Genomic DNA, 17,864 nt, shown 5'->3' with positions numbered 1-17,864 from the left:
GGACTGTGGAAGGATAGAGAAGAACCTACCCCACCTTTCCGTATGCTAGACCTGACCGGAAAAAAAGCCTTGGTAACCGGCATTGCCAACGAGCGCTCCATCGCCTGGGGCATTGCCCAGCAACTGCACAAAGCGGGGGCGACGTTGGGGGTTACCTATCTGCCGGACGAGCGGGATCGCTTCAAGACCAAAGTCCAGCAGCTCACCGAGCCCCTGCAGCCGGATTTTCTCCTCCCTTGCGACGTGCAAAGCGACCAGCAGATTGACGAGCTGTTTCAGGCAATAGCCCAGAAATGGGGTCAGGTCGATATCTTGGTTCACTGCCTGGCTTTCGTCAAAAAAGAAGAGCTGAGCGGCAACTTTAGCGATATCTCGCGGGAAGGGTTTGCCCTGGCCATGGATGTGAGCACCTACTCCCTGATTGCCCTCTGCCGGGCCGCCAAGCCTCTCTTGAGATCCGGCAGCAGCATCCTCACCCTCACCTATTTGGGGGGGGTGCGGGTGGTGCCCAACTACAACATGGCCGCTGTCACCAAAGCGGGCCTGGAAACCTGCGTTCGCTACCTGGCGGCCGAGCTGGGCCCCGCCGGGATCCGGGTGAATGCCATCTCCGCTGGACCCATTCGCACCTTGGCTTCTTCGGCCATTGCTGATTTCCATGCCATGCTGCACGCGGTCGAGGAGAAAGCTCCGCTGCGGCGCAATATCACCCAGCTCGAGGTGGGCAATGTGGCAGCTTTTCTGGCCAGCGACCTGGCCAGCGGCATTACCGGCCAGGTGATCTATGTGGATAGTGGATATAGCATCCTGGGTTTTTAGGCTCTTGGGGATCCCCCTGGCATGAATCGCTTCTCGCCTTTGCAGCGGCTGCTGCTCACCTGGATTTTGATCGTCATCAGCGGCTGGCTGGCCCTACAGGTGGGCCGGCTGTTTGGCCATCTGCTCACCACCATCCTGACGGCGGCGGTGCTGGCTTTTTTGCTCAACTATCCGGTGCAGGTGCTGCGGCGCTATCGGGTAAGCCGCGGTTTGGCAGTCACCCTGGTTTTTGCCCTGTCGGTGGTGCTGCTGGCCTTGGTGGGGATCGCTGTGGTGCCCATCCTGGCCAAGCAGGTGGTGCAGTTGGGGGCGCGGATCCCGGAGTGGGTGGATACCTTACAAAGCTGGCTGGATCAAATCAGCCTGTGGGCGGCAGAGCGCAACATCAACCTCGGCCAGACAGAGCTGGTGAACACCCTCCTCAACCGCCTGCAGGCCAGCGCCGAAAAAATTGCCGGCCAATCCCTGGACATCCTCCTGGGCACCTTCAATCAGGTGATCGATCTGGTGTTGGTGTTGGTGCTGGCCCTCTACATGCTGCTCTACGGGGGGCAGTTCTGGCAGGGGTTGCTCAGCCTCTTCCCCAAGCCCTGGGGACCGCGCATCGGCGAAGCCCTGGCTCTGAGTTTCCAGAACTTTCTCATCAGCCAGTTGGTGTTGGGGTTCATCATGGCCCTGATGCTGGTGCCAATTTTTGGGTTTTTGCGCGTGCCCTTCGGGCTTTTGTTTGGCCTGTTGATCGGCCTGCTGGAGGTGATCCCACTGGTGGGGGGCTTTATTGGCATCGGCGCGGCAGCGGTGCTGCTGGCCTTTCAGGATATCTGGCTCAGCCTCAAGGTGGTGCTGGTCTCCCTAATTGTGCAGCAGGTTAAGGATCGGGTCATCGCCCCCCGCCTGATGGGGGAACTGATCGGCCTCAACCCGGTGTGGATCTTGATCGCCCTGTTGGTGGGGGCGCAACTGGGGGGCATCCTGGGCGTCATCGTCGCGATTCCCCTAACCAGTGTGGTGAAAAGCCTCTACGAGATCGCGCGTTCCGCCGACTTGGCCGCCGAAGAGGGCTTGGACTCGACCACGAGAGTGACCTCTCTGGGCGAAAGTCGCAGAGAAACTCGCCGGGATCCCACCTTGCCCAAACCGGAGACCCAACAGGTTTAGCGTGCTGACGTTCCAAGCGGAGCCGAACCCGAATCCGTATCTCCCCTCTCCCTTTGGGAGAGGGGCCGGGGGTGAGGGCCTCAGCGAATTTTTCCCTCGATAAAAGGCACCTCCAGCACCTTTTCGTGGTGGATGGGGCCATGGCCAAAATAGCCCCCTTCCCCGAACAATTCGCCGTGGTCGGCGGTAACGGTGATGTAGGTGTTTTTGGGAACCAGATCGAACAATTGTTCAAAAACCCCATCTAGGTAGCGCACCGCCTCGATCTGCCGCTGGCGCAGCTCCTCCAACTGGGCGGCGCTGAAAAAGGGGATCCCGGCCTCTTCCCCTTCATCCAGGCGCTTTAACACGCCATTCACCCCAGAGATGCGGGGCCACAGGCTGGGATCCTCATCGGGCAGGGCGTAGGGATAGTGAGTTTCGCCCACATTCAACAGGTAAAAGCTGGGGCGATCCGGATCAAAGCGCAACTGCTCCACCATGGCTGCCATGTCGTTGTGGCGCGGCATGAGGCGGTAGGAATCGAAGTCGCGGTTGAGCAGGGTGCTGGGGTTGAGCACCGGCAGGGAGACCATGGCGTGGGTGGTGTAGCCCAGTTGGTGCTTCAGTAGCGTCGGCAAATAGAGGTGGGGCAGCAGATGCTTGAACTCGATCGGCTGCCGGGTACCGAGGCGCTCGTTGTAGCGCAAATATTCCTGCTTGTAGTGTTCAGACGCGAAAACCTGGGTGGGGCTGGTGTGGGGCAGCAGGCCCATGAGCAGGTTGTAGTGGGCGGGAGCCGTCCAGGAAGCGTAGCTCCAGCGCTTTTCCAGGGATCCCAGCTTGAGCAGATGCTTGGGGTTGGCGGCCAGCAGGCTGTCGAAACGGCAACTGTCGAGAACGATCAGCAGATAGTTATTCTGTCCCTGGGGTTCCGGTCGAGGGTCGGACTCAGACGAGGGAGCCGCAGAAGATCGCCACCAGTTCAAGAGTCCCATTCCTCTTCCTCCTGGGCAGAATAGGGCCGTCGGACGATCCGCCAGTTGGGGGCTGTGGCCGCGTCGTCTTCCTCCTCAAGTTCTTCCTCAGGATTGGCAGATTTAGGAGCCGGGTCGCGAATGCGTTCCGGCGGGATATTGGAGTAGGAATAGCGGCCTGCCTGGGGATCCGGCAGATCCTGAGGCAAATAGTGGTCGGGGGGAATCATCTGCGCTTCCAAAAAGCGCACTCGCTCGATGAGCTGGTTTAACTTGCGGATTGCCTGTCGCTGGAATACCCGGTCGTGCAGCCGCCAAGCGCCCACATACAGAAACCCCAAGCCCACTCCTACCCCATAGGCCGTCAAGAGCGTCAGCGACAAAGGAATCGCAGCGCCAGCTTGCCCGGCTACGACTACGGCTGCCGCAGATCCCCAGTTTTGGACAAGGAAAACGAGCAGGGTCAGTATCCACAGGCCCAGGAGTATGGAGCGGATATTCTGGAGCATGGCCGCCACCTTCCCTCTTCACCAGGCTACCACCACCCCTGCAAGGAGCGGCGGAGGAAACCCCGACTCCTCAGCCACCTCCGATTGCGTTGGATCCCCAGCCCGGAGCCACTTGAGCCGCCCTGAGGATAAAGGCAGCCAGGTTGCGCAGCGCTTCATCATCCATCCAGGAGGGGGGCACGGGGCGGCAGCCATAGCTAACCTCGGTGCCATCGTAGCTGCGGGGATCCCGTTGGTACTCCACCAAGGCTTGAATGGTGTCGCGGGGTGGGGTGGCGCCGCGCAAGTCCTTGAGCGACAGGGAAATGTTGGGGGCCGGTAGGGTAGAGCCACCCACGTGGCAGTTCAGACAGGCGGACTGAAAGCGATTTTTCCCGTCGGTAAGTTGCTCTGGAGTAAAGGTGAGCATGTGCCCTTCCGCATCCCAGGGCAGCTCTATCGGCTCAGTGGTTCGCAGATAGTGGCTCACGTAAGGATCAATGCGGCCTGCTGCTGGGCTAGCTAGCCCTAGCCATACCAGAAGCAGGATCCCGGCCCACCTCCAGCCACGGCCCGGGACCCGCCACCGCTTTGCCCCTTGAGTTTGCCCAGGCATCAGAGATAGGCCGAAAGGTCACTGTGGGATTCGCTCTTGGTGCCGCCCCAGCCGGGCACGGTCTTAGCCTGCACTAGGATGTAGCCGGCAATTAACTTCAGATCCTCATCGGTGAGGTTGCGCAGGCGAGGATACTCACTTAGAAGCTGGGTGTTGGGATGATATTCCACCAGGGACTCTACCCCGTCATAGGTGACCGGGTTCTTGATGTAGTCCACGATCGCCAACACATTATCGCGGGGAGGTGTTGCCCCCTCCAGATCCGAGAGCTTCAAGGTAACATCCGGATTGGGATAGGTCTGTCCACCCACATGACACTGGGCACAGGCCCTGTTGAATAACTGCTTTCCTCTGGCCAGTTGCGCTTCCGTGAAAGTGATGGACTCGGTTGGCGACAAGGCTACAGGAGGAATCTGCCTGGCCGCCAAGGCCGGCCCCCAGGCATACCCGGCCATCCCCAAAACCAAGATCAGGATCAGTAACCGACGACGCGCCGCCGCGAACGCTTTCTGAAGAGAAAAAAATTTGCTAAACATGGTTCTCCGTAGTTCGATCTTAGAAAAGGGGTCAGCTCTGCTCCAGCGACAAACCCGACAACAGGATCAAGAATAGACCATTGCGAGATCATTTGCAGATGGGATCCGGGATCCGTTTTGCAAGGCGTTCTCTTCGACCTTGGTGTTAAGTTTGATTGCGAATTCAGGGCCCCTTCAACGGTCGGGTTATTGCCCCCACCCTGCCGAGATCGGCAATGCGATACACAAAAGCAAACTCGGAGAAGGGATCTCTTTCCTCCTGGAGAGGACAGCAGAGGTTGGGACAGATAGGGTTGAGGAGTCCTCAAAGGCGGTTCAATTGCCAGGGATCCCCTGGCTGGGGCTATCCTGTAAGCATCTCTCCTGCGTGCGTTCTCTAAGTGGGTAGGCAATGCCTTGGGACCTGGGGCGGTTTTGGAACACGCTGACCTACTACGAAGCGCTGCCCTTTGCCGACCTATGGCGCTGGGTTCAGAATGGGTTCCAAGCAGCAGCGGTTGACTTCATGCCTCCTTCCCTGGCGACTTCAGCTCCTCTTCCCGTGATCTTCTTGGGCGATGGCCTACCAGTGGGGCTGGCGGAGGCGCTGCAACAGCAGGGGGCGGAAGTCCAGGAGAGAGGGGATGAGGTGACAGCCAGGGTCATCCTGGGTCTGGAGAACCGGGAGGAAGCTAAGGCCCACCTGGAGCGGCTGCGCCGCAGCGGCCAGACGGAACAGATGCTCTTTGACTTTCGCCGGCCTGACCCCCAGGTGAACCAGTTCTGGGGCATCCTAGACGATGTGGTGATGGGCGGGGTGAGCCAAAGCCAACTGCTCTGGGGCGAGGGCGAGCTGCTGTTTACGGGGCAGGTTTCCACGGCCAACTTCGGCGGCTTTGTTTCCACGCGCACCCGCAACTGGCAGCCTCCCTTGGATGTGTCGGGGTTTGCCGGCCTGGAGCTGCGGCTGCGGGGGGATGGGCAGCGCTACAAGGTTCTGCTGCGGGATCAAGGGGGTTGGGACAGCCCGGCCTACGGCTATGCCTTCGACACCACCCCAGGGGAAGAGCAGACCGTCCAGGTGCCTTTTGCCGAGATGGTGCCTACCTTTCGCGCCCGCCGGGTTGCTGCTCCCCCTTTGAATACCCGCCAGATCTATTCCCTGCAACTGATGCTGAGCAAGTTTGAGGCGGACGGCAGCCCCAACCCCCGCTTTCGGCCTGGGCCCTTCCAACTGGGCCTGCGCTGGATCGGGCTCTACCGCCGCGATCCGCTGCCGCAACTGATGGGGGTGGCGCGGGGATCCCTAACTCCCGATTGGGTGGCGGCCTTGCGGGAGAGCTCCAGCCGCTGGTGTGGGGTGGAGATTCCTGCAGAGATCGAGGGATCCGCTCTGGCAGCCCAGTTGCTGCGGCTATTGCACTCGCCCGAGAGTGTGGGCCGGGTGGTGCCTCTAGAAGCTGTCCATGGCTAAGCTTCTGGGCCGCCTCAAGGGATCCCTGGGGCTTTTGGCCGGCCTATGGCTGTGGGCGGGCCAGGGGATCCCTTACCTGTTTGACTGGGACGAGCTCATTTACGCCAGCTTGGCGCGGCAGATGCTGGCCAGCGGCGATCCCCTGGCTTTGCAAATTAACGGCGAGCCTTTTTTCGAAAAGCCCCCCCTCTTTTTTTGGCTGCAGGCCCTGGCGATGGCGGCCCTGGGGGTCAACGAAGGGGCGGCGCGGCTGCCCAATGCCTGGGTTGGCGGGATCACCGTAGCCCTTTTGGTGGCGTGGGGAGGGCGGCTGCGCGGGGCGGGGTTTGGCTGCCTCTGGGGGATCCTGCTCCTGACGGGCTACCTGCCCCTGTTTTTCTACAAAACCGGCCTCATCGACCCGCTGCTGAATTTGGGTATGGGCGTGGGGCTGGGATCCCTTTGGGCTGCTGAGGAGGCGCGTCGGGCCGGGCGCTCCGGTCAGGGGTGGAGAGCTCTGGGCGCGCTGGCTTTGGGCCTGGCGGTGTTGGCCAAGGGGCCGGTGGGGCTGGTGTTGCCGCTAGCCATCTGGATCCTCTACAAGCTCTGGCAGCGGGATCCGCCAATGGGGTGGGGGGAGATGGTGATCTTTTTGGGCCTGGCGGCGGCTGTTCCCCTGGCCTGGCTGGTGCTGGAAGTGACAGCGCGGGGGCTGCAGTGGCTGGCGGCGTTTTGGCACTACCAGTGGGGTCTGGTGAGTACCCCCAGCGGCCATCCGGGCCCGGTCTACCTGCATCTTTTGGCCTTTGCCTGGGGGTGCTTTCCCTGGGGGGCTTTGGCCCTGGCCGGGATCCTGGAGAGGATCCCCAGGAGTATTGACTCGGCGGCTGCGGATTTAACTCAGCGGGCAGAACGCCTGCTCTTGGTGGCCTTTGGGGTGGTGCTGGCCCTGTTTTCGCTCCTGGTGCAAACCAAGTTGATCCACTACACCTCGCTGCTTTACCCCATCGGCGCCTACTTTGCCGCCCTGCGCCTGCAAGGCCTGGTTGCCGAGAAAAGGGGGCCCAGCTTTGGGGAAACTGCCTGGATCCTGCTCAGCGGCCTGGGTTGGCTGGCCCTGTGGCTGCTATTGCCGTGGCTGGGATCCCAGGATCCGGCTTTGCGGGCCCAAGTGGGGGCCGCCTTGGGGATCCCCGACAGCCTAACCGGCCGTTTGGCCCTGGGATACCTACAGGCCGAGGTGGAATGGCCCTTCTTCACCTATGGCCCTGCTTTGCTCCTGGTGCTGGGGGGACTGGCCTGGATCAGGGCGCGGCAGAGCGTTCGGGGATGGGCCATCTTGCTCTTGGCCACTGGACTCAGCGCCCAGTTGGCCTGGAGCTGCATCTTCCCAAGGGTGTTGCAGCATACCCAGGGGGGATCCGTCTACTTTTTCCGCCAGTTTGCCGGCCCAGAACCGGCTCTTTCGGGAAGGGTTGGCCTCTACGGGCTCCGCTCGTTTGTACCCTATTTTTATGGTCCGCTGCGGGTGCCCTATGCCGCCAAGCTGGAGGAGCTGGCTGCCTGGCAAGCCCAAGGCCAGGTGCCCGACTATCTGGTGACCTGGGATCCCTTTGTAGCTGAGCTAACGGAGCCAGGGATCCCAGCGGCAGCTTGGCAGGCCGTGGAGCGCCGCAGCCCCTTTTGGCTGTTGAAGAAAACCTAGGGAAGATATGGGCCAGTACGTGTTGCGGATCAGCGACCTTCCCCTTCAGGATCGCCCGCGCGAGCGGCTGCTCAGCCAAGGGGCCAAAAGCCTCTCCCACGCCGAGCTGCTGGCCATTTTGCTCAATACCGGCCAGGGGCCGGGCAAGCTCTCGGCTGTGGGCCTGGCCCAGTTGCTCTTGAAAACATTGGAAGCCCAAGGGGATCCCCTGGCCCAACTGCGCCAGGTGGAAGCCGGAGAGCTGCTGCAAATTGAGGGCATTGGCCCAGCCAAAGCAGCAACAGTGTTGGCCGCCATCGAGCTGGGGCGGCGGATCTTTTTGGCCCGACCCCCCGAGCGGACGGTGATTGAATCGCCGGAACAGGCGGCCATGGCCCTAAGCGGCGACCTGATGTGGGAGCCCCAGGAGCATTTTGCCGTCCTGCACCTGGACATCAAACACCGCCTCATCGGCCAGCAGATCGTAACCCGGGGAACCGCCACGGAAACCCTCACCCACCCGCGGGAAACCTTCCGCAGCGCCATTAGGCAAGGGGCCAGCCGCATCCTGGTGGCCCACAACCACCCCTCCGGCAGCTTGGATCCCAGCCCGGAAGATCTTGCTCTCACCCGGCAACTCTTGCAGGCGGGGCAACTGCTGCAGATCCCGGTTTTGGATCACCTCATCCTCGGCGGCGGGCAGTTCCTCAGCCTGCGCCAACACACCCGCCTGTGGGAGGAATTTCCCCAGCCCGAGTAGTTCCAAGCGCTCCGCGCCGCTAACGCGACCACCCCCGCCCCCCTACATCCCCCCGCAGGCGGGGGGACAAGAGGGGGGCCGGGGCTAGGGATCCGGCAGCACCTCAAAGCGCATGCCCACCCTGAGTTGGCCGCCGTTGACCAGATCACAGGCCGACTGTTCCTTCCTGCCGGGCAGTTGGGCCCGCCGGATGAGGAGGGATCCCTCCCCTGTGGCCACATACACCCCTTCTCCCCTGGCCAGTCCCACCACTTCTCCGGGGCTGCCCGGGGGAAGCTCGGCAGGTGGCGGGTGCAACTGGGGAGCGGCGGAGCGGACAATCTTAATCCGCTGCCCCTGCAAGCCGGTAAAACAGTCCGGGGAAAAGGCGCGGATTTGGTTGTGCAAGGCCTGGGCCGGGCGCTGCCAGTCGAGCTGGAAGTCCTGTTTTTTAAGCAGGGGGGCATAGGTTGCCCGCGAGTCATCCTGGGGAATGGGGGTCAGCTCTCCTTTTTCCAGTTTCACCAGGGTTTCCACCAGCAGCTCTGCCCCCCGTTGGGCCAGTTGGGAGGCCAGCTCCAAGCCGGTCTGCTCCGGCTCGATGGGCAGCTTGGCCTGCAGCAAGATGGCCCCCGTATCCATGCCTTCGTCCATGAGCATGGTGGTGACGCCGGTCTCGGTCTCGCCGTTGGCAATGGCCCACTGGATGGGGGCGGCGCCGCGATAGGCCGGCAGGAGGGAAGCGTGGACATTGATGCAGCCCAGCTTGGGCATCTGCAGCACCGCCGGCGGCAAGATCTGGCCGTAGGCCACCACCACAAACACATCGGCAGCCAGCGCCTCTAGCGCCGCCAGCACCTCTGGATCCCGCCGCAGCCGGCCAGGCTGCCACACCGGGATCCCGTGGGCTTGGGCGAGGATCTTGGTGGGCGGGGGGAGCACCTTCTGTCCTCGCCCCTGCGGCCGATCCGGCTGGCAGACCAATCCCACCACTTCAAAGGGAGACTGCGGCTGCAACAAGATCTGCAGTGAGGGCAGAGCAAACTCCGGCGTGCCAAAGAAAACAACCCGCATGGCCGACCCCCTGAGCCCTGCCCTTTAGTCTAGAGCGGCCGGGGAAGGTGGAGAGGGCTCGCCCTCGGCGGCGTCGGCTGCTGGAGAAGGAAAGGGAGAAAGCCTGGTCGGGGAAGCCTGCCAAAAGGCGGGCTGTTTGAGATCGAACTCTTGGCTCCAGGCCGGCAAGAAGGAGCCCAGCTTTTGCCCGGAAAGCCGCAGCCGCTGCACAAAGGTCCATTCCAGACGGGTCAAGGCCCGCCGCACAAAGTCCTTGGCCCAAGCCGGATCCGGAACTTCCGCTGCCTGCAAGTTCACCTGTAAGAGGCCCAGCTTGGGGTGCAGATGGACGCGGGCCTGGATCCCCTGCGGGCGCAGCAGGTAGTCGAGCACATACTGGATGGCTTCTCCATCCCCGCGTTGGGCGCGATACAAGGGGCTGTTGGGGTTGGGCGGCGGCTGGTAGCGCCACTCGCGGTGCCACTCCGGGATCCCTTCGTTGGGGGGAAAGCCAAACAGCTCCACCTGGCGCTGCCGGTAGCTCAACGCTATTTCCTCTAGGGTTGGCAAGAGGCCCTGCAGCAGCCGATCCGCATCCGGGAGGGGATCCCCTTCCAGGCGCAGCAACAGGCGGTGTCCGGAAAGACGCGCCTGCACCTGCAGATGTCCCAGCCCCTGGGATCCCAGGGCTGCTTGCAAGCGAGCCACGATCTCCGGGAGAGCCGCCTGGACCTCCACAGAATGGTCAGACATCGGCAGGGATCCGCAACAAGACCAGATCCAACCTAGCCCAAGTTCGGCAAGGGCTTGGAGGGGTTGCCAGCCGGGGCTAGATTCCCAGGATTAAGCGGGCAACGGAGAAGTAGATCAACACCCCTAGCACATCCACAATCGTGGTGATGAAGGAGGTAGCCATCAAAGCGGGATCGAAGCCGAAGGAGCGGAACAAAAAGGGCAGCCCCGCCCCCGACACCGAAGAGAGAACAGAAATCCCAAATAGGCTCAGCCCGACGCTGATCGCCACCAAGAGATCCCGCTGCAGGGCATAGGCCCAGCCGATGGTGATCAAGCTGAGCATGATCCCCAGCATGGCTCCCACCGCCGCTTCCCGGGCCAGCACCCCAAACCCGTCCTTGAGGCGCACCGTCGCCGTGCTCAGGCCGCGAATCACCACCGTCGAAGACTGGGAGCCGACGTTGCCGCCGCTATCCACCAACAGGGGGATAAAAGCCGCCAGGGCAATCACCTGGCTTAAGACTTCTTCCTGACCGGCAATAATCGTGCTGGTAAAGGTGTTGGTAAACAGCAAAATCAGCAGCCACACCACCCGCTTGCGGGCCGCCTGCCAAAAGCTGAGGTCGAAATAGTCCTCTTCTCCAGACTGCAACCCCCCCAAGGAGTAGATGTCTTCGGTGGCCTCTTGCTCCAGGATGTCCAGTACATCATCTACCGTAACGATCCCCACCAGTCGCCGCTCGGCATCCACCACCGGCACCGCCAACAGGTCGTACCGCTGGATGACCCGCGCCACTTCTTCTTGGTCGGTGTGGGTGCTGACAAACACCACCTCCCGGTTCATCACCTCCTCCAGCCGCTGGGCCGGGTCGGCCATCACCAACTCCCGCAAGGACAGGGTTCCCGTCAGGTGTCGCTCTTGGTCGGTGACGTAGAGGTAGTAGATGGTCTCGGTTTCGCGGGCCAAGAGGCGCACCCGCTCCAGCGCCTCGGCTGCGGTCAGGTTCTCTCGCAGGGAAATGTATTCCGGAGTCATGATCCGCCCCGCGGTGTTGGGGGCATAGCCCAGCAGCAAGGCTGTGGCTTCCCGCTCTTCGGGGCTGAGCTGCGGCAGCAGTTCGGCAACCACCTTGGCCGGCAGTTCGTCGAAGAGGCGGGCCCGGTCGTCCGGCGACATCTTGTCCAGGATGTCCTGGATCTCTTGGCTTCTGAACTCGCGCAGCAGCGTCTGTTGCAGCTCTATGTCCAGGTGTTCGTAAACGCGGATAGCCAGATCCTTGGGCAGCAAGCGAAAGGCCAGAGCCTGCTGCGCCTCCGGCAACTCCCCAATGACCTCGGCAATGTCCACCGGCTGCACCGGCAGCAGGAGAGATTTGGCCTGTTCCAAGTTGTTTTCCTTTAAGGCCAAGCTGAGCTGGCCGCGCAAGAGCTCACAAGATTGCTCGCGGCTCAACTCAGGACTGGGGGCGGGTGGGATCAGCGGGGCGGAATTCAACGGCCTTGCTCCCTGCAACTCTAGCTGTAACCAAAGGTCGGGCGGCGCAAGCCCCGGACTTTAGCCCTGGGGATAAGCCGCCTTATCTCGACTTTATGATGATGTCACGAGCGCCTGCGGATTTCGATCCACGGTATTGGTTCGAGCAATATCCGACGCAAGTATCTCGGCTTGGCCCAGTAGTTGGGGTTATGGCGTCCTCCCCAACCCCCCGTCTACGGGGGGCCCTGGAGAGAACGTCAATAATGCCAGCAAGGCTGAGCCCCTATTTCGCTGGCCACAGCTCGGCTAGAGCCCATAAAAGTCGGGGCCGGATCCCTCGTAGCTGGGGTTAACCCGCAGGTTTAAGTGGGGGCAGACGATCTCGCAGGTGCGGCACTGGATGCAGTTTTCCAGCGACATGGCGTGGGAGCGGATGCCGTTTTGCTCGCGGATGTGGTGGACTTCCGCGGTGCAATCGGCCACGCAGGGGGTGGGGCGGTTGAGCTTGTCGTAGGTGGCAATGCACTGGCGGCAGATCTCGGCGCTGAACTCGAGGATGTGCCGGTTGCCTTCGGGGTAGCGGGGATCCGCAAAAAAGACGGCATCGGATCGCGAGAAATAGCCCGCTCGCGTGGTCAATGTTTCGGGATCCAGACCTGGGGGAGCCACAAAGTCCGCTTGGATGGCGGCATGGGGGGCGACATAGCCTTGGGGGGGCGGCTCGCCGGCGCTGACCCGTCCGCTGAGCAAGGTGTAGGCGCGCAGGAGTTCTCCGCCACGACGCACGGGATCCTGCAGGCCCCAGCGCAGAGATCCCAGCCAGGGATGGCCGGCATCGACGCTGCGGCAGATCTGGGGCAGGTATGCTTCCAGCAGGCGGGAGTTTTCCAGAAAGGCTTCCCGAAAATAGCGGCTGCGGTAGAGATCTTGGCCGACGGAGCTCTCCAGCACTGCTTTTTGGTAGGCCGCTTGGATGCGCAGATCCCCTTTCAAAAAGCCGTCGTGAATGAGGCCCGCTGCTAGGTAGCCGGTCTCCATGGCGTTGTTGATCCCGGCCAGGCTGCCCACATCCAGCACCCCCAGGGCATCGCCCAAAAGCAAAGCCCCTTCGACGCCAAAGCGGCTGGGCAAGCTGTAGTAGCCCCCCTCAGGAATGACGGCAGCCCCATATTTGAGCAACTTGCCGCCGGCAATGAGGGACTGGATCCAGGGGTGGGCCTTGAACTCCTGCAGGCGCTGCTGCGGGTTGAGGTTGGGGTTTTTGCTGTCGAGGCCGATGATCAAGCCCAGGGCCAGGCGGTTATCTTTGAGGCCGTAGACAAAGCCGCCGCTGAAGCTGCCATCCAAAACCGGGTAGCCCAGGGTATGCCACACCTGCCCCTGCAGTGAGCAAGGGATCTGCCACAGCTCTTTGACCCCCACCGACCACAGTTGCGGGCGGGGGCGCAGGTGAAACTTCTCGACCAGATCTTTGGAGATAAATCCCTTGTCCCCGAAGCAGGTGAGCTCGGCAAAGACGCAATCTTCATAAACCTGGCCGGAGTCGCTTACCCGCACCCCAATGACCCGCTCGCCGTCATAGAGGATCTCGTGGGCGGCAAAGCCGGGGAACACATCCAGGGTGACGTTGGGGATCCCTTTGGCTTTTTCCTGCAGGGTTTCGGCCAGCCAGCGGATGACATGGCTGAGGGTAAGGATGAACTGCCCCTGTTTGCGCAGCCCCTTTGGGATCGCCGCCTCTGGCAAGTCCCAGCGCTCCTGGGATCCCAGTACGCTCAGGTGGCTCACCTCCACCCGCCCCTCGTGGGGAAATCCTTGGCTCTCAAAATCCGGGAAAAGCCTGGCGATTACCTGGGGATTGCAGATGGCACCACTGATGATGTGCCCGCCGAATTGCCGGGCTTTTTCCAAAAGGGCGATGGAGAGCTTGAGCCCCGAGAGCTTGGCCAGATCCAAAAGGCGATGGGCCAGGATCAGGTTGGAGGAGCTCCCCCCCACCAAAAGCAGGTCGTAGCGGATGGCGTCACTCATGCAAAATTCCCCACCCAGTGGCTCTGGAGAGTCTGCCCGTATCCTAGAAAGGAAAAGTGGAAAGATCCCAAAACTTTAGACCTTCTCAAGGCTTTGGGCGTTCTCCCCGCGGGGGCCCACCCCCAGCCTCTTGCCTTGCTTGGGTAGGGATCCCTCCTTCCTGCAATTTTTCCAGCTAGCCGGATTCGAGCCTCTCTTGCCAGAGAAAAAGGGGCTGTCTTTGAGCTGGCTTGCGGTCTTACTGCTAGCTGGCAGAGCTTGGATTCTACGCTAAACAAGTTGTAGGCGGCAATGAAGGAACATCCTCTGTCCAAGTCTTTCTTGGCAACGCTGGTTGGAGCCTTCTTTGTTCTTTTAGGCTGCAGCGTTGTGCGGCACCACTTGTTTCAGTCGGGAGGGTATGATCTCGGTATTTTCGACCAAGCTGTTTATTTAATCAGCCGTGGCGAGGTTCCTTTTTCTACTATTCGCGGGATCCACATTCTTGGGGATCACGCAGCTTTTATCTTGTATCCTCTCAGTCTCTTGTATCGCATTGTTCCCTCTGTATATTGGCTGTTTGGCATCCAAGCTCTGGCACTAACGCTGGGAGCGCTGGCCGTTTACCATCTGGCGCTCCAGGCCGAGATTGATTCTGGCAGGGCGAGAACAATTGCCGCCGCCTATCTTCTCTACCCAGCCATCTTCAACGCCAACCTTTTTGATTTTCATCCAGAAGTGTTGGCCGTTCCCCTTTTTTTGGCCGCTATACTCTGTGTTCGCTCTGGCAAGCTGTGGGGGTTTTTGCTGTGCCTAGGCGGCATCCTCGGCTGTAAGGCGGCATTGTCTCTCAATGTCGCTGCCCTGGGAGTTTGGCTTTTGATCTGGGAAAGCCGGCGGATTGACAAGCGCTGGCAACGGCGCTGCCAAGTGGCCGGCTGGCTTGCCATAGCGGCAGGGTCGGCTTGGTTTGGCGTGGCTACTTTTTGGATTATTCCTCACTTCAGTGGCAGCGAGCCGGCAGCCGTTTCTCACTATAGCTATTTGGGCAGTTGTGTTCCTGAAATTATCCAAAACTTGGTTCTCAAGCCAACATTAGTCCTGGGCAAGGTCTTCTCTCTCGACACCCTATTCTATGGATTTTTGTTAGTCATCCCTGTGGCTTGGGGCCTCTCTTGGCGCCACTGGGATCCCTGGATCCCTGCCCTGCCAACTTTGGGGCTGAATATCCTTTCTAGCAATCCTGCTTATCGGGACCTGGTGCACCAGTACGCGCTGCCTGTTGTTCCTTTTCTATTTCTAGCTGTTATCGAAAACGGGAAGACGACCAACCCTCCCGCCTCTTCTGCGAAAGTAAACAAAACAGCCCTGATCTGGTCTTTGCTGGCTTTTTTGGCTTTGGCCAAGTATACCTTTTTCGGCTCCCTCTATCTCCAGTCTCTCGACACTTGGCAGGCCACTCGTGAGGCCCTTGCCCAGATCGCCACCTCAGGGGGCGTTCTCACCACCCATGAGATCAGCCCCCACCTCACCCATCGGCGGGTTATTTACTTTACCGACGAGAGCCGCTTTAAGGGATCCCCTCCCGACCAATGGGATCCCTTTGATTATGTCTTGCTCAACAGCCGCCATCCGGGGTGGCGCAGCAGCCCAGAGTTCTCCCAGACCCTGATTGCCGCTTTACAAAACGAAACCTCATTTCGACTTCTCTACCATCGCGATGGGGTGTATCTGTTCTCCAGGCTACGAGAAAGATCCTGACAGGCAGCCGCAGCAATGCCCTGCCTCATCGCAACAAATCGTTAAAAAAAATTGTTACGTCGATCTAAAGAAATTCTCCAAATCGGCAAGGCTTAACCTGGGCTTGGTCTCTCCTTAACTTCGAGCCACTAGTTTTGTAGTGCCTATCCTTATGCGTGAAAACAGTCACGCGGGGAATAGATGTTTTTTGTAAAACATCTAGCTTCTAGAAGACCGACAAGACAAGAGAAGAGGAGAACCAAAGTGAATAGCAATCCGCATGGCCCCCGGCTCCGTCATGGGGACGAGCCTCTGTGCAATCATTCGCCCAACCCTACCTTCAGCAGCATTCTGGAAACCCGCCTGCAGCGGCGCCAAGTGCTGCAGGGCGGCATTGCGGCGGCAGTGGCCACCTTTTTCGGCCTGCCGGCGCTAAACGGCGCTTCCAAATCTGCCAAAGCGGCCAGCGGCAGCTCCTTGCTGGGCTTCAAGGCGATCCCCGTGAGTGCAGAAGACAAAGTGGTGGTGCCCGAAGGCTACACGGCTCGACCGCTGCTGGCCTGGGGTACCCCCATCACCGGCACCTACCCACAGTTCAAGCTGGAAAACACCGGCGCCGAGCAAGGGATGCAGGTGGGCAGCCACCACGACGGCATGCACTTCTTCCCCATTGATGGGAAGGATCCCTGGCAGGGCCGCTCTGATGAGGGCTTGTTGGTGTTCAACCACGAGTATGTGGAGCCGCGCTTCATGCACGCTGCCGCCAAGGGGCAAAAGTTTGACGACGAGGACTATCCGGTCAATCCCGACGGCAGCCGCGATCCCGATCAAGTACTCAAAGAGCTGAACGCCCACGGGGTGAGCATTGTCCACATCAAGCAGCAGGGGGACGGCAACTGGACTGTGGTGCGGGATCGCCTCAACCGCCGCATTACCGGCCTCACCCTCATGGAGATCCACGGCCCGGTGCGGGGATCCGACTTCGTGAAAACCAAGTTCAGCCCTGAAGGCACAATGACCCGGGGTACTTTGAACAACTGCGCCCACGGCGTTACCCCCTGGAACACCTACCTCACCTGCGAAGAAAACTGGGCCGGCTACTTCACCAACACCAGCAAAGGGCCGGATCAAAAGCCCAACCTGCCCCGCGAGCACAAGCGCTACGGCGTGAGCACCGAGACCTCCCGCTACGGCTGGGAGCTGGCCAGCAACAAAGCCGACGAGTTCATCCGCTTCAACGCCACCCCCACGGGCGCCGATCCCACCCAGGACTACCGCAACGAGCCCAACACCTTCGGCTGGGTGGTGGAGATCGATCCCTTTGATCCCAGCAGCACGCCCAAGAAGCGCACCGCTCTGGGCCGCTTCGCCCACGAAGGCGTGGTGTTTCAGCCGCCGGTGGAAGGCCAGCCGATTGTGGCCTATATGGGGGATGATGCCCGCTTTGAGTACATCTACAAGTACGTCTCTGCCGAGCCCTACCGCAAGGAAACGGCGGGTGGACATCTGTTGGACAATGGCACCTTGTATGTGGCCAAGTTCAACGAAGATGGCACAGGGGAGTGGCTGCCGCTGGTGTTTGGGAAAAACGGTCTAACCCCGGAAAACGGCTTCACCAGCCAAGCAGATGTGTTGGTGAATACCCGCACGGCGGCGGATTTTGTCGGTGCTACTAAAATGGACCGGCCTGAGTGGGGAGCGGTGGATCCGCAAACCCGCATGGTCTACTTCACCCTGACCAACAACAGCCGTCGGGAACAAGACCAGGTGAACGCTGCCAACCCCCGTCCCAAAAACAAGTGGGGCCACATCATCCGCTGGAAAGAGATGGGCAGTCCCCAGTCCACCCGCTTCGAGTGGGACATCTTTGTCTTGGCCGGCCCCTCCGCCGACAGCCGTACCCTGTCAGGGCAGCCTCTCAACGCAGACAACATCTTCAATTCTCCCGATGGGCTGTGGTTCGACGCCAGCCGTCGCCTCTGGATCCAGACCGACACCAGCGAAAGCAATCTCAACCAAGGGGATTTTGCTCCTTTTGGCAATAACCAAATGTTGGCTGCCGATCCGGATACAGGGGAAATTCGCCGCTTCTTGACCGGGCCGATTGGGCAGGAGATCACCGGTGTGGTCACCACTCCCGATCAGCGCACCATGTTCATCAACGTGCAGCACCCAGGCGCCACCACCAGCGAGGACGACTTTGCTGCCGGCAAGGTCGATTCCCGCTGGCCAGACTACGACCCCAATCTCTACCCCCGCTCGGCGGTGGTGGTGATCACCAAAAATGACGGCGGGATCATCGGCACTTAATCGGCGCTGAATCCTCATTATCAACCGCATCACGCAATCAGGCGGCAGGGATCCTTCATCTCTGCCGCTTTCTTGCACTTAACCCAGCAAGGCTGATCCCTGCAGGGTCAG

Annotated in this window: 15 protein-coding genes; 7 read left to right on the top strand and 8 right to left on the bottom strand. The window is 60.8% G+C overall.

Going from position 1 to position 17,864, the window contains the following annotated elements:
• Positions 1-42: 42 nt before the first annotated feature.
• Positions 43-819, top strand: a complete 777-nt coding sequence (gene fabI / locus SYN63AY4M2_RS12995) for an enoyl-ACP reductase FabI (RefSeq protein WP_011430514.1) — start codon at positions 43-45, stop codon at positions 817-819.
• 21 nt (positions 820-840) lie between these two features.
• Positions 841-1,977 carry an AI-2E family transporter gene (locus SYN63AY4M2_RS12990; RefSeq protein ID WP_011430515.1) on the top strand — a complete coding sequence of 379 codons (1,137 nt, stop codon included), beginning with the start codon at positions 841-843 and terminating at the stop codon, positions 1,975-1,977.
• An 80-nt stretch (positions 1,978-2,057) separates the two neighbouring features.
• On the opposite strand, the gene SYN63AY4M2_RS12985 is transcribed toward SYN63AY4M2_RS12990, so the two are convergent.
• The 4 genes from SYN63AY4M2_RS12985 to psbV form a co-directional block, all read right to left on the bottom strand.
• Positions 2,058-2,954, bottom strand: coding sequence for a sulfatase-like hydrolase/transferase (locus tag SYN63AY4M2_RS12985; RefSeq protein WP_083759164.1), 897 nt, complete (start codon positions 2,952-2,954; stop codon positions 2,058-2,060).
• On the bottom strand, positions 2,942-3,442 hold the full coding sequence (locus tag SYN63AY4M2_RS12980; RefSeq protein WP_011430517.1) for a hypothetical protein: 501 nt from the start codon (positions 3,440-3,442) through the stop codon (positions 2,942-2,944). Before SYN63AY4M2_RS12980 ends, SYN63AY4M2_RS12985 begins: the two co-directional genes overlap by 13 nt.
• Positions 3,443-3,512: 70 nt before the next feature.
• Complete coding sequence (gene psbV2 / locus SYN63AY4M2_RS12975; RefSeq protein ID WP_011430518.1) at positions 3,513-4,037, bottom strand: photosystem II cytochrome PsbV2; 525 nt, start codon at positions 4,035-4,037, stop codon at positions 3,513-3,515.
• Entirely contained in the window at positions 4,037-4,573 is a 537-nt protein-coding gene (gene psbV, locus SYN63AY4M2_RS12970; RefSeq protein WP_011430519.1) for a photosystem II cytochrome c-550, read from the bottom strand. Before psbV ends, psbV2 begins: the two co-directional genes overlap by 1 nt.
• 391 nt (positions 4,574-4,964) lie before the next feature.
• On the opposite strand from psbV, the gene SYN63AY4M2_RS12965 reads away from it, so the two are divergent.
• Genes SYN63AY4M2_RS12965 through radC form a run of 3 tightly spaced genes read left to right on the top strand, consistent with a single transcriptional unit; the run spans position 4,965 to position 8,449 of the window.
• Positions 4,965-6,026: a CIA30 family protein gene (locus tag SYN63AY4M2_RS12965; RefSeq protein WP_011430520.1), complete on the top strand. Its 1,062-nt coding sequence runs from the start codon at positions 4,965-4,967 to the stop codon at positions 6,024-6,026.
• On the top strand, positions 6,019-7,710 hold the full coding sequence (locus SYN63AY4M2_RS12960) for a phospholipid carrier-dependent glycosyltransferase (protein ID WP_011430521.1): 1,692 nt from the start codon (positions 6,019-6,021) through the stop codon (positions 7,708-7,710). Before SYN63AY4M2_RS12965 ends, SYN63AY4M2_RS12960 begins: the two co-directional genes overlap by 8 nt.
• 7 nt (positions 7,711-7,717) lie before the next feature.
• A complete protein-coding gene (radC, locus tag SYN63AY4M2_RS12955; protein WP_011430522.1) occupies positions 7,718-8,449 on the top strand; it encodes a DNA repair protein RadC in 732 nt (243 codons plus the stop codon).
• Positions 8,450-8,533: 84 nt separating this feature from the next.
• Here the strand turns inward: radC and fmt are convergent, their stop codons facing one another.
• The 4 genes from fmt to SYN63AY4M2_RS12935 form a co-directional block, all read right to left on the bottom strand.
• Positions 8,534-9,502: a methionyl-tRNA formyltransferase gene (gene fmt / locus SYN63AY4M2_RS12950; protein WP_011430523.1), complete on the bottom strand. Its 969-nt coding sequence runs from the start codon at positions 9,500-9,502 to the stop codon at positions 8,534-8,536.
• A gap of 24 nt (positions 9,503-9,526) precedes the next feature.
• Positions 9,527-10,234, bottom strand: coding sequence for a hypothetical protein (locus SYN63AY4M2_RS12945; RefSeq protein WP_071813519.1), 708 nt, complete (start codon positions 10,232-10,234; stop codon positions 9,527-9,529).
• Positions 10,235-10,310: 76 nt separating this feature from the next.
• A complete protein-coding gene (gene mgtE, locus SYN63AY4M2_RS12940; protein WP_041439075.1) occupies positions 10,311-11,696 on the bottom strand; it encodes a magnesium transporter in 1,386 nt (461 codons plus the stop codon).
• Between the two features lie 303 nt (positions 11,697-11,999).
• The gene (locus tag SYN63AY4M2_RS12935; RefSeq protein WP_099883897.1) at positions 12,000-13,724 is read right to left on the bottom strand and encodes a 4Fe-4S dicluster domain-containing protein; all 1,725 of its coding nucleotides are present in this window, start codon (positions 13,722-13,724) and stop codon (positions 12,000-12,002) included.
• Between the two features lie 369 nt (positions 13,725-14,093).
• Here SYN63AY4M2_RS12935 and SYN63AY4M2_RS12930 point away from each other — a divergent pair, with 369 nt between their 5' ends.
• The gene (locus SYN63AY4M2_RS12930; RefSeq protein ID WP_228375222.1) at positions 14,094-15,464 is read left to right on the top strand and encodes a DUF2079 domain-containing protein; all 1,371 of its coding nucleotides are present in this window, start codon (positions 14,094-14,096) and stop codon (positions 15,462-15,464) included.
• 243 nt (positions 15,465-15,707) lie between these two features.
• Positions 15,708-17,753 (top strand): PhoX family phosphatase, encoded by a 2,046-nt coding sequence (locus SYN63AY4M2_RS12925; RefSeq protein WP_099887447.1) that lies wholly within the window; start codon positions 15,708-15,710, stop codon positions 17,751-17,753.
• Positions 17,754-17,864: the final 111 nt, after the last annotated feature.

This window comes from Synechococcus sp. 63AY4M2, assembly GCF_002760475.1.
In the GTDB taxonomy this organism is placed as follows: Bacteria; Cyanobacteriota; Cyanobacteriia; order Thermostichales; family Thermostichaceae; genus Thermostichus.
This window is presented reverse-complemented; position numbering and strand designations above follow the sequence as displayed.

Coding starts and splice junctions, on each gene's coding strand:
- SYN63AY4M2_RS12985 (WP_083759164.1), bottom strand. CDS start 2,954: ATGGGACTCTTGAACTGGTGGCGATCTTCTGCGGCTCCCTCGTCTGAG.
- SYN63AY4M2_RS12965 (WP_011430520.1), top strand. CDS start 4,965: ATGCCTTGGGACCTGGGGCGGTTTTGGAACACGCTGACCTACTACGAA.
- SYN63AY4M2_RS12935 (WP_099883897.1), bottom strand. CDS start 13,724: ATGAGTGACGCCATCCGCTACGACCTGCTTTTGGTGGGGGGGAGCTCC.
- SYN63AY4M2_RS12945 (WP_071813519.1), bottom strand. CDS start 10,234: ATGTCTGACCATTCTGTGGAGGTCCAGGCGGCTCTCCCGGAGATCGTG.
- SYN63AY4M2_RS12960 (WP_011430521.1), top strand. CDS start 6,019: ATGGCTAAGCTTCTGGGCCGCCTCAAGGGATCCCTGGGGCTTTTGGCC.
- psbV (WP_011430519.1), bottom strand. CDS start 4,573: ATGTTTAGCAAATTTTTTTCTCTTCAGAAAGCGTTCGCGGCGGCGCGT.
- fabI (WP_011430514.1), top strand. CDS start 43: ATGCTAGACCTGACCGGAAAAAAAGCCTTGGTAACCGGCATTGCCAAC.
- SYN63AY4M2_RS12990 (WP_011430515.1), top strand. CDS start 841: ATGAATCGCTTCTCGCCTTTGCAGCGGCTGCTGCTCACCTGGATTTTG.
- psbV2 (WP_011430518.1), bottom strand. CDS start 4,037: ATGCCTGGGCAAACTCAAGGGGCAAAGCGGTGGCGGGTCCCGGGCCGT.
- radC (WP_011430522.1), top strand. CDS start 7,718: ATGGGCCAGTACGTGTTGCGGATCAGCGACCTTCCCCTTCAGGATCGC.
- SYN63AY4M2_RS12980 (WP_011430517.1), bottom strand. CDS start 3,442: ATGCTCCAGAATATCCGCTCCATACTCCTGGGCCTGTGGATACTGACC.
- fmt (WP_011430523.1), bottom strand. CDS start 9,502: ATGCGGGTTGTTTTCTTTGGCACGCCGGAGTTTGCTCTGCCCTCACTG.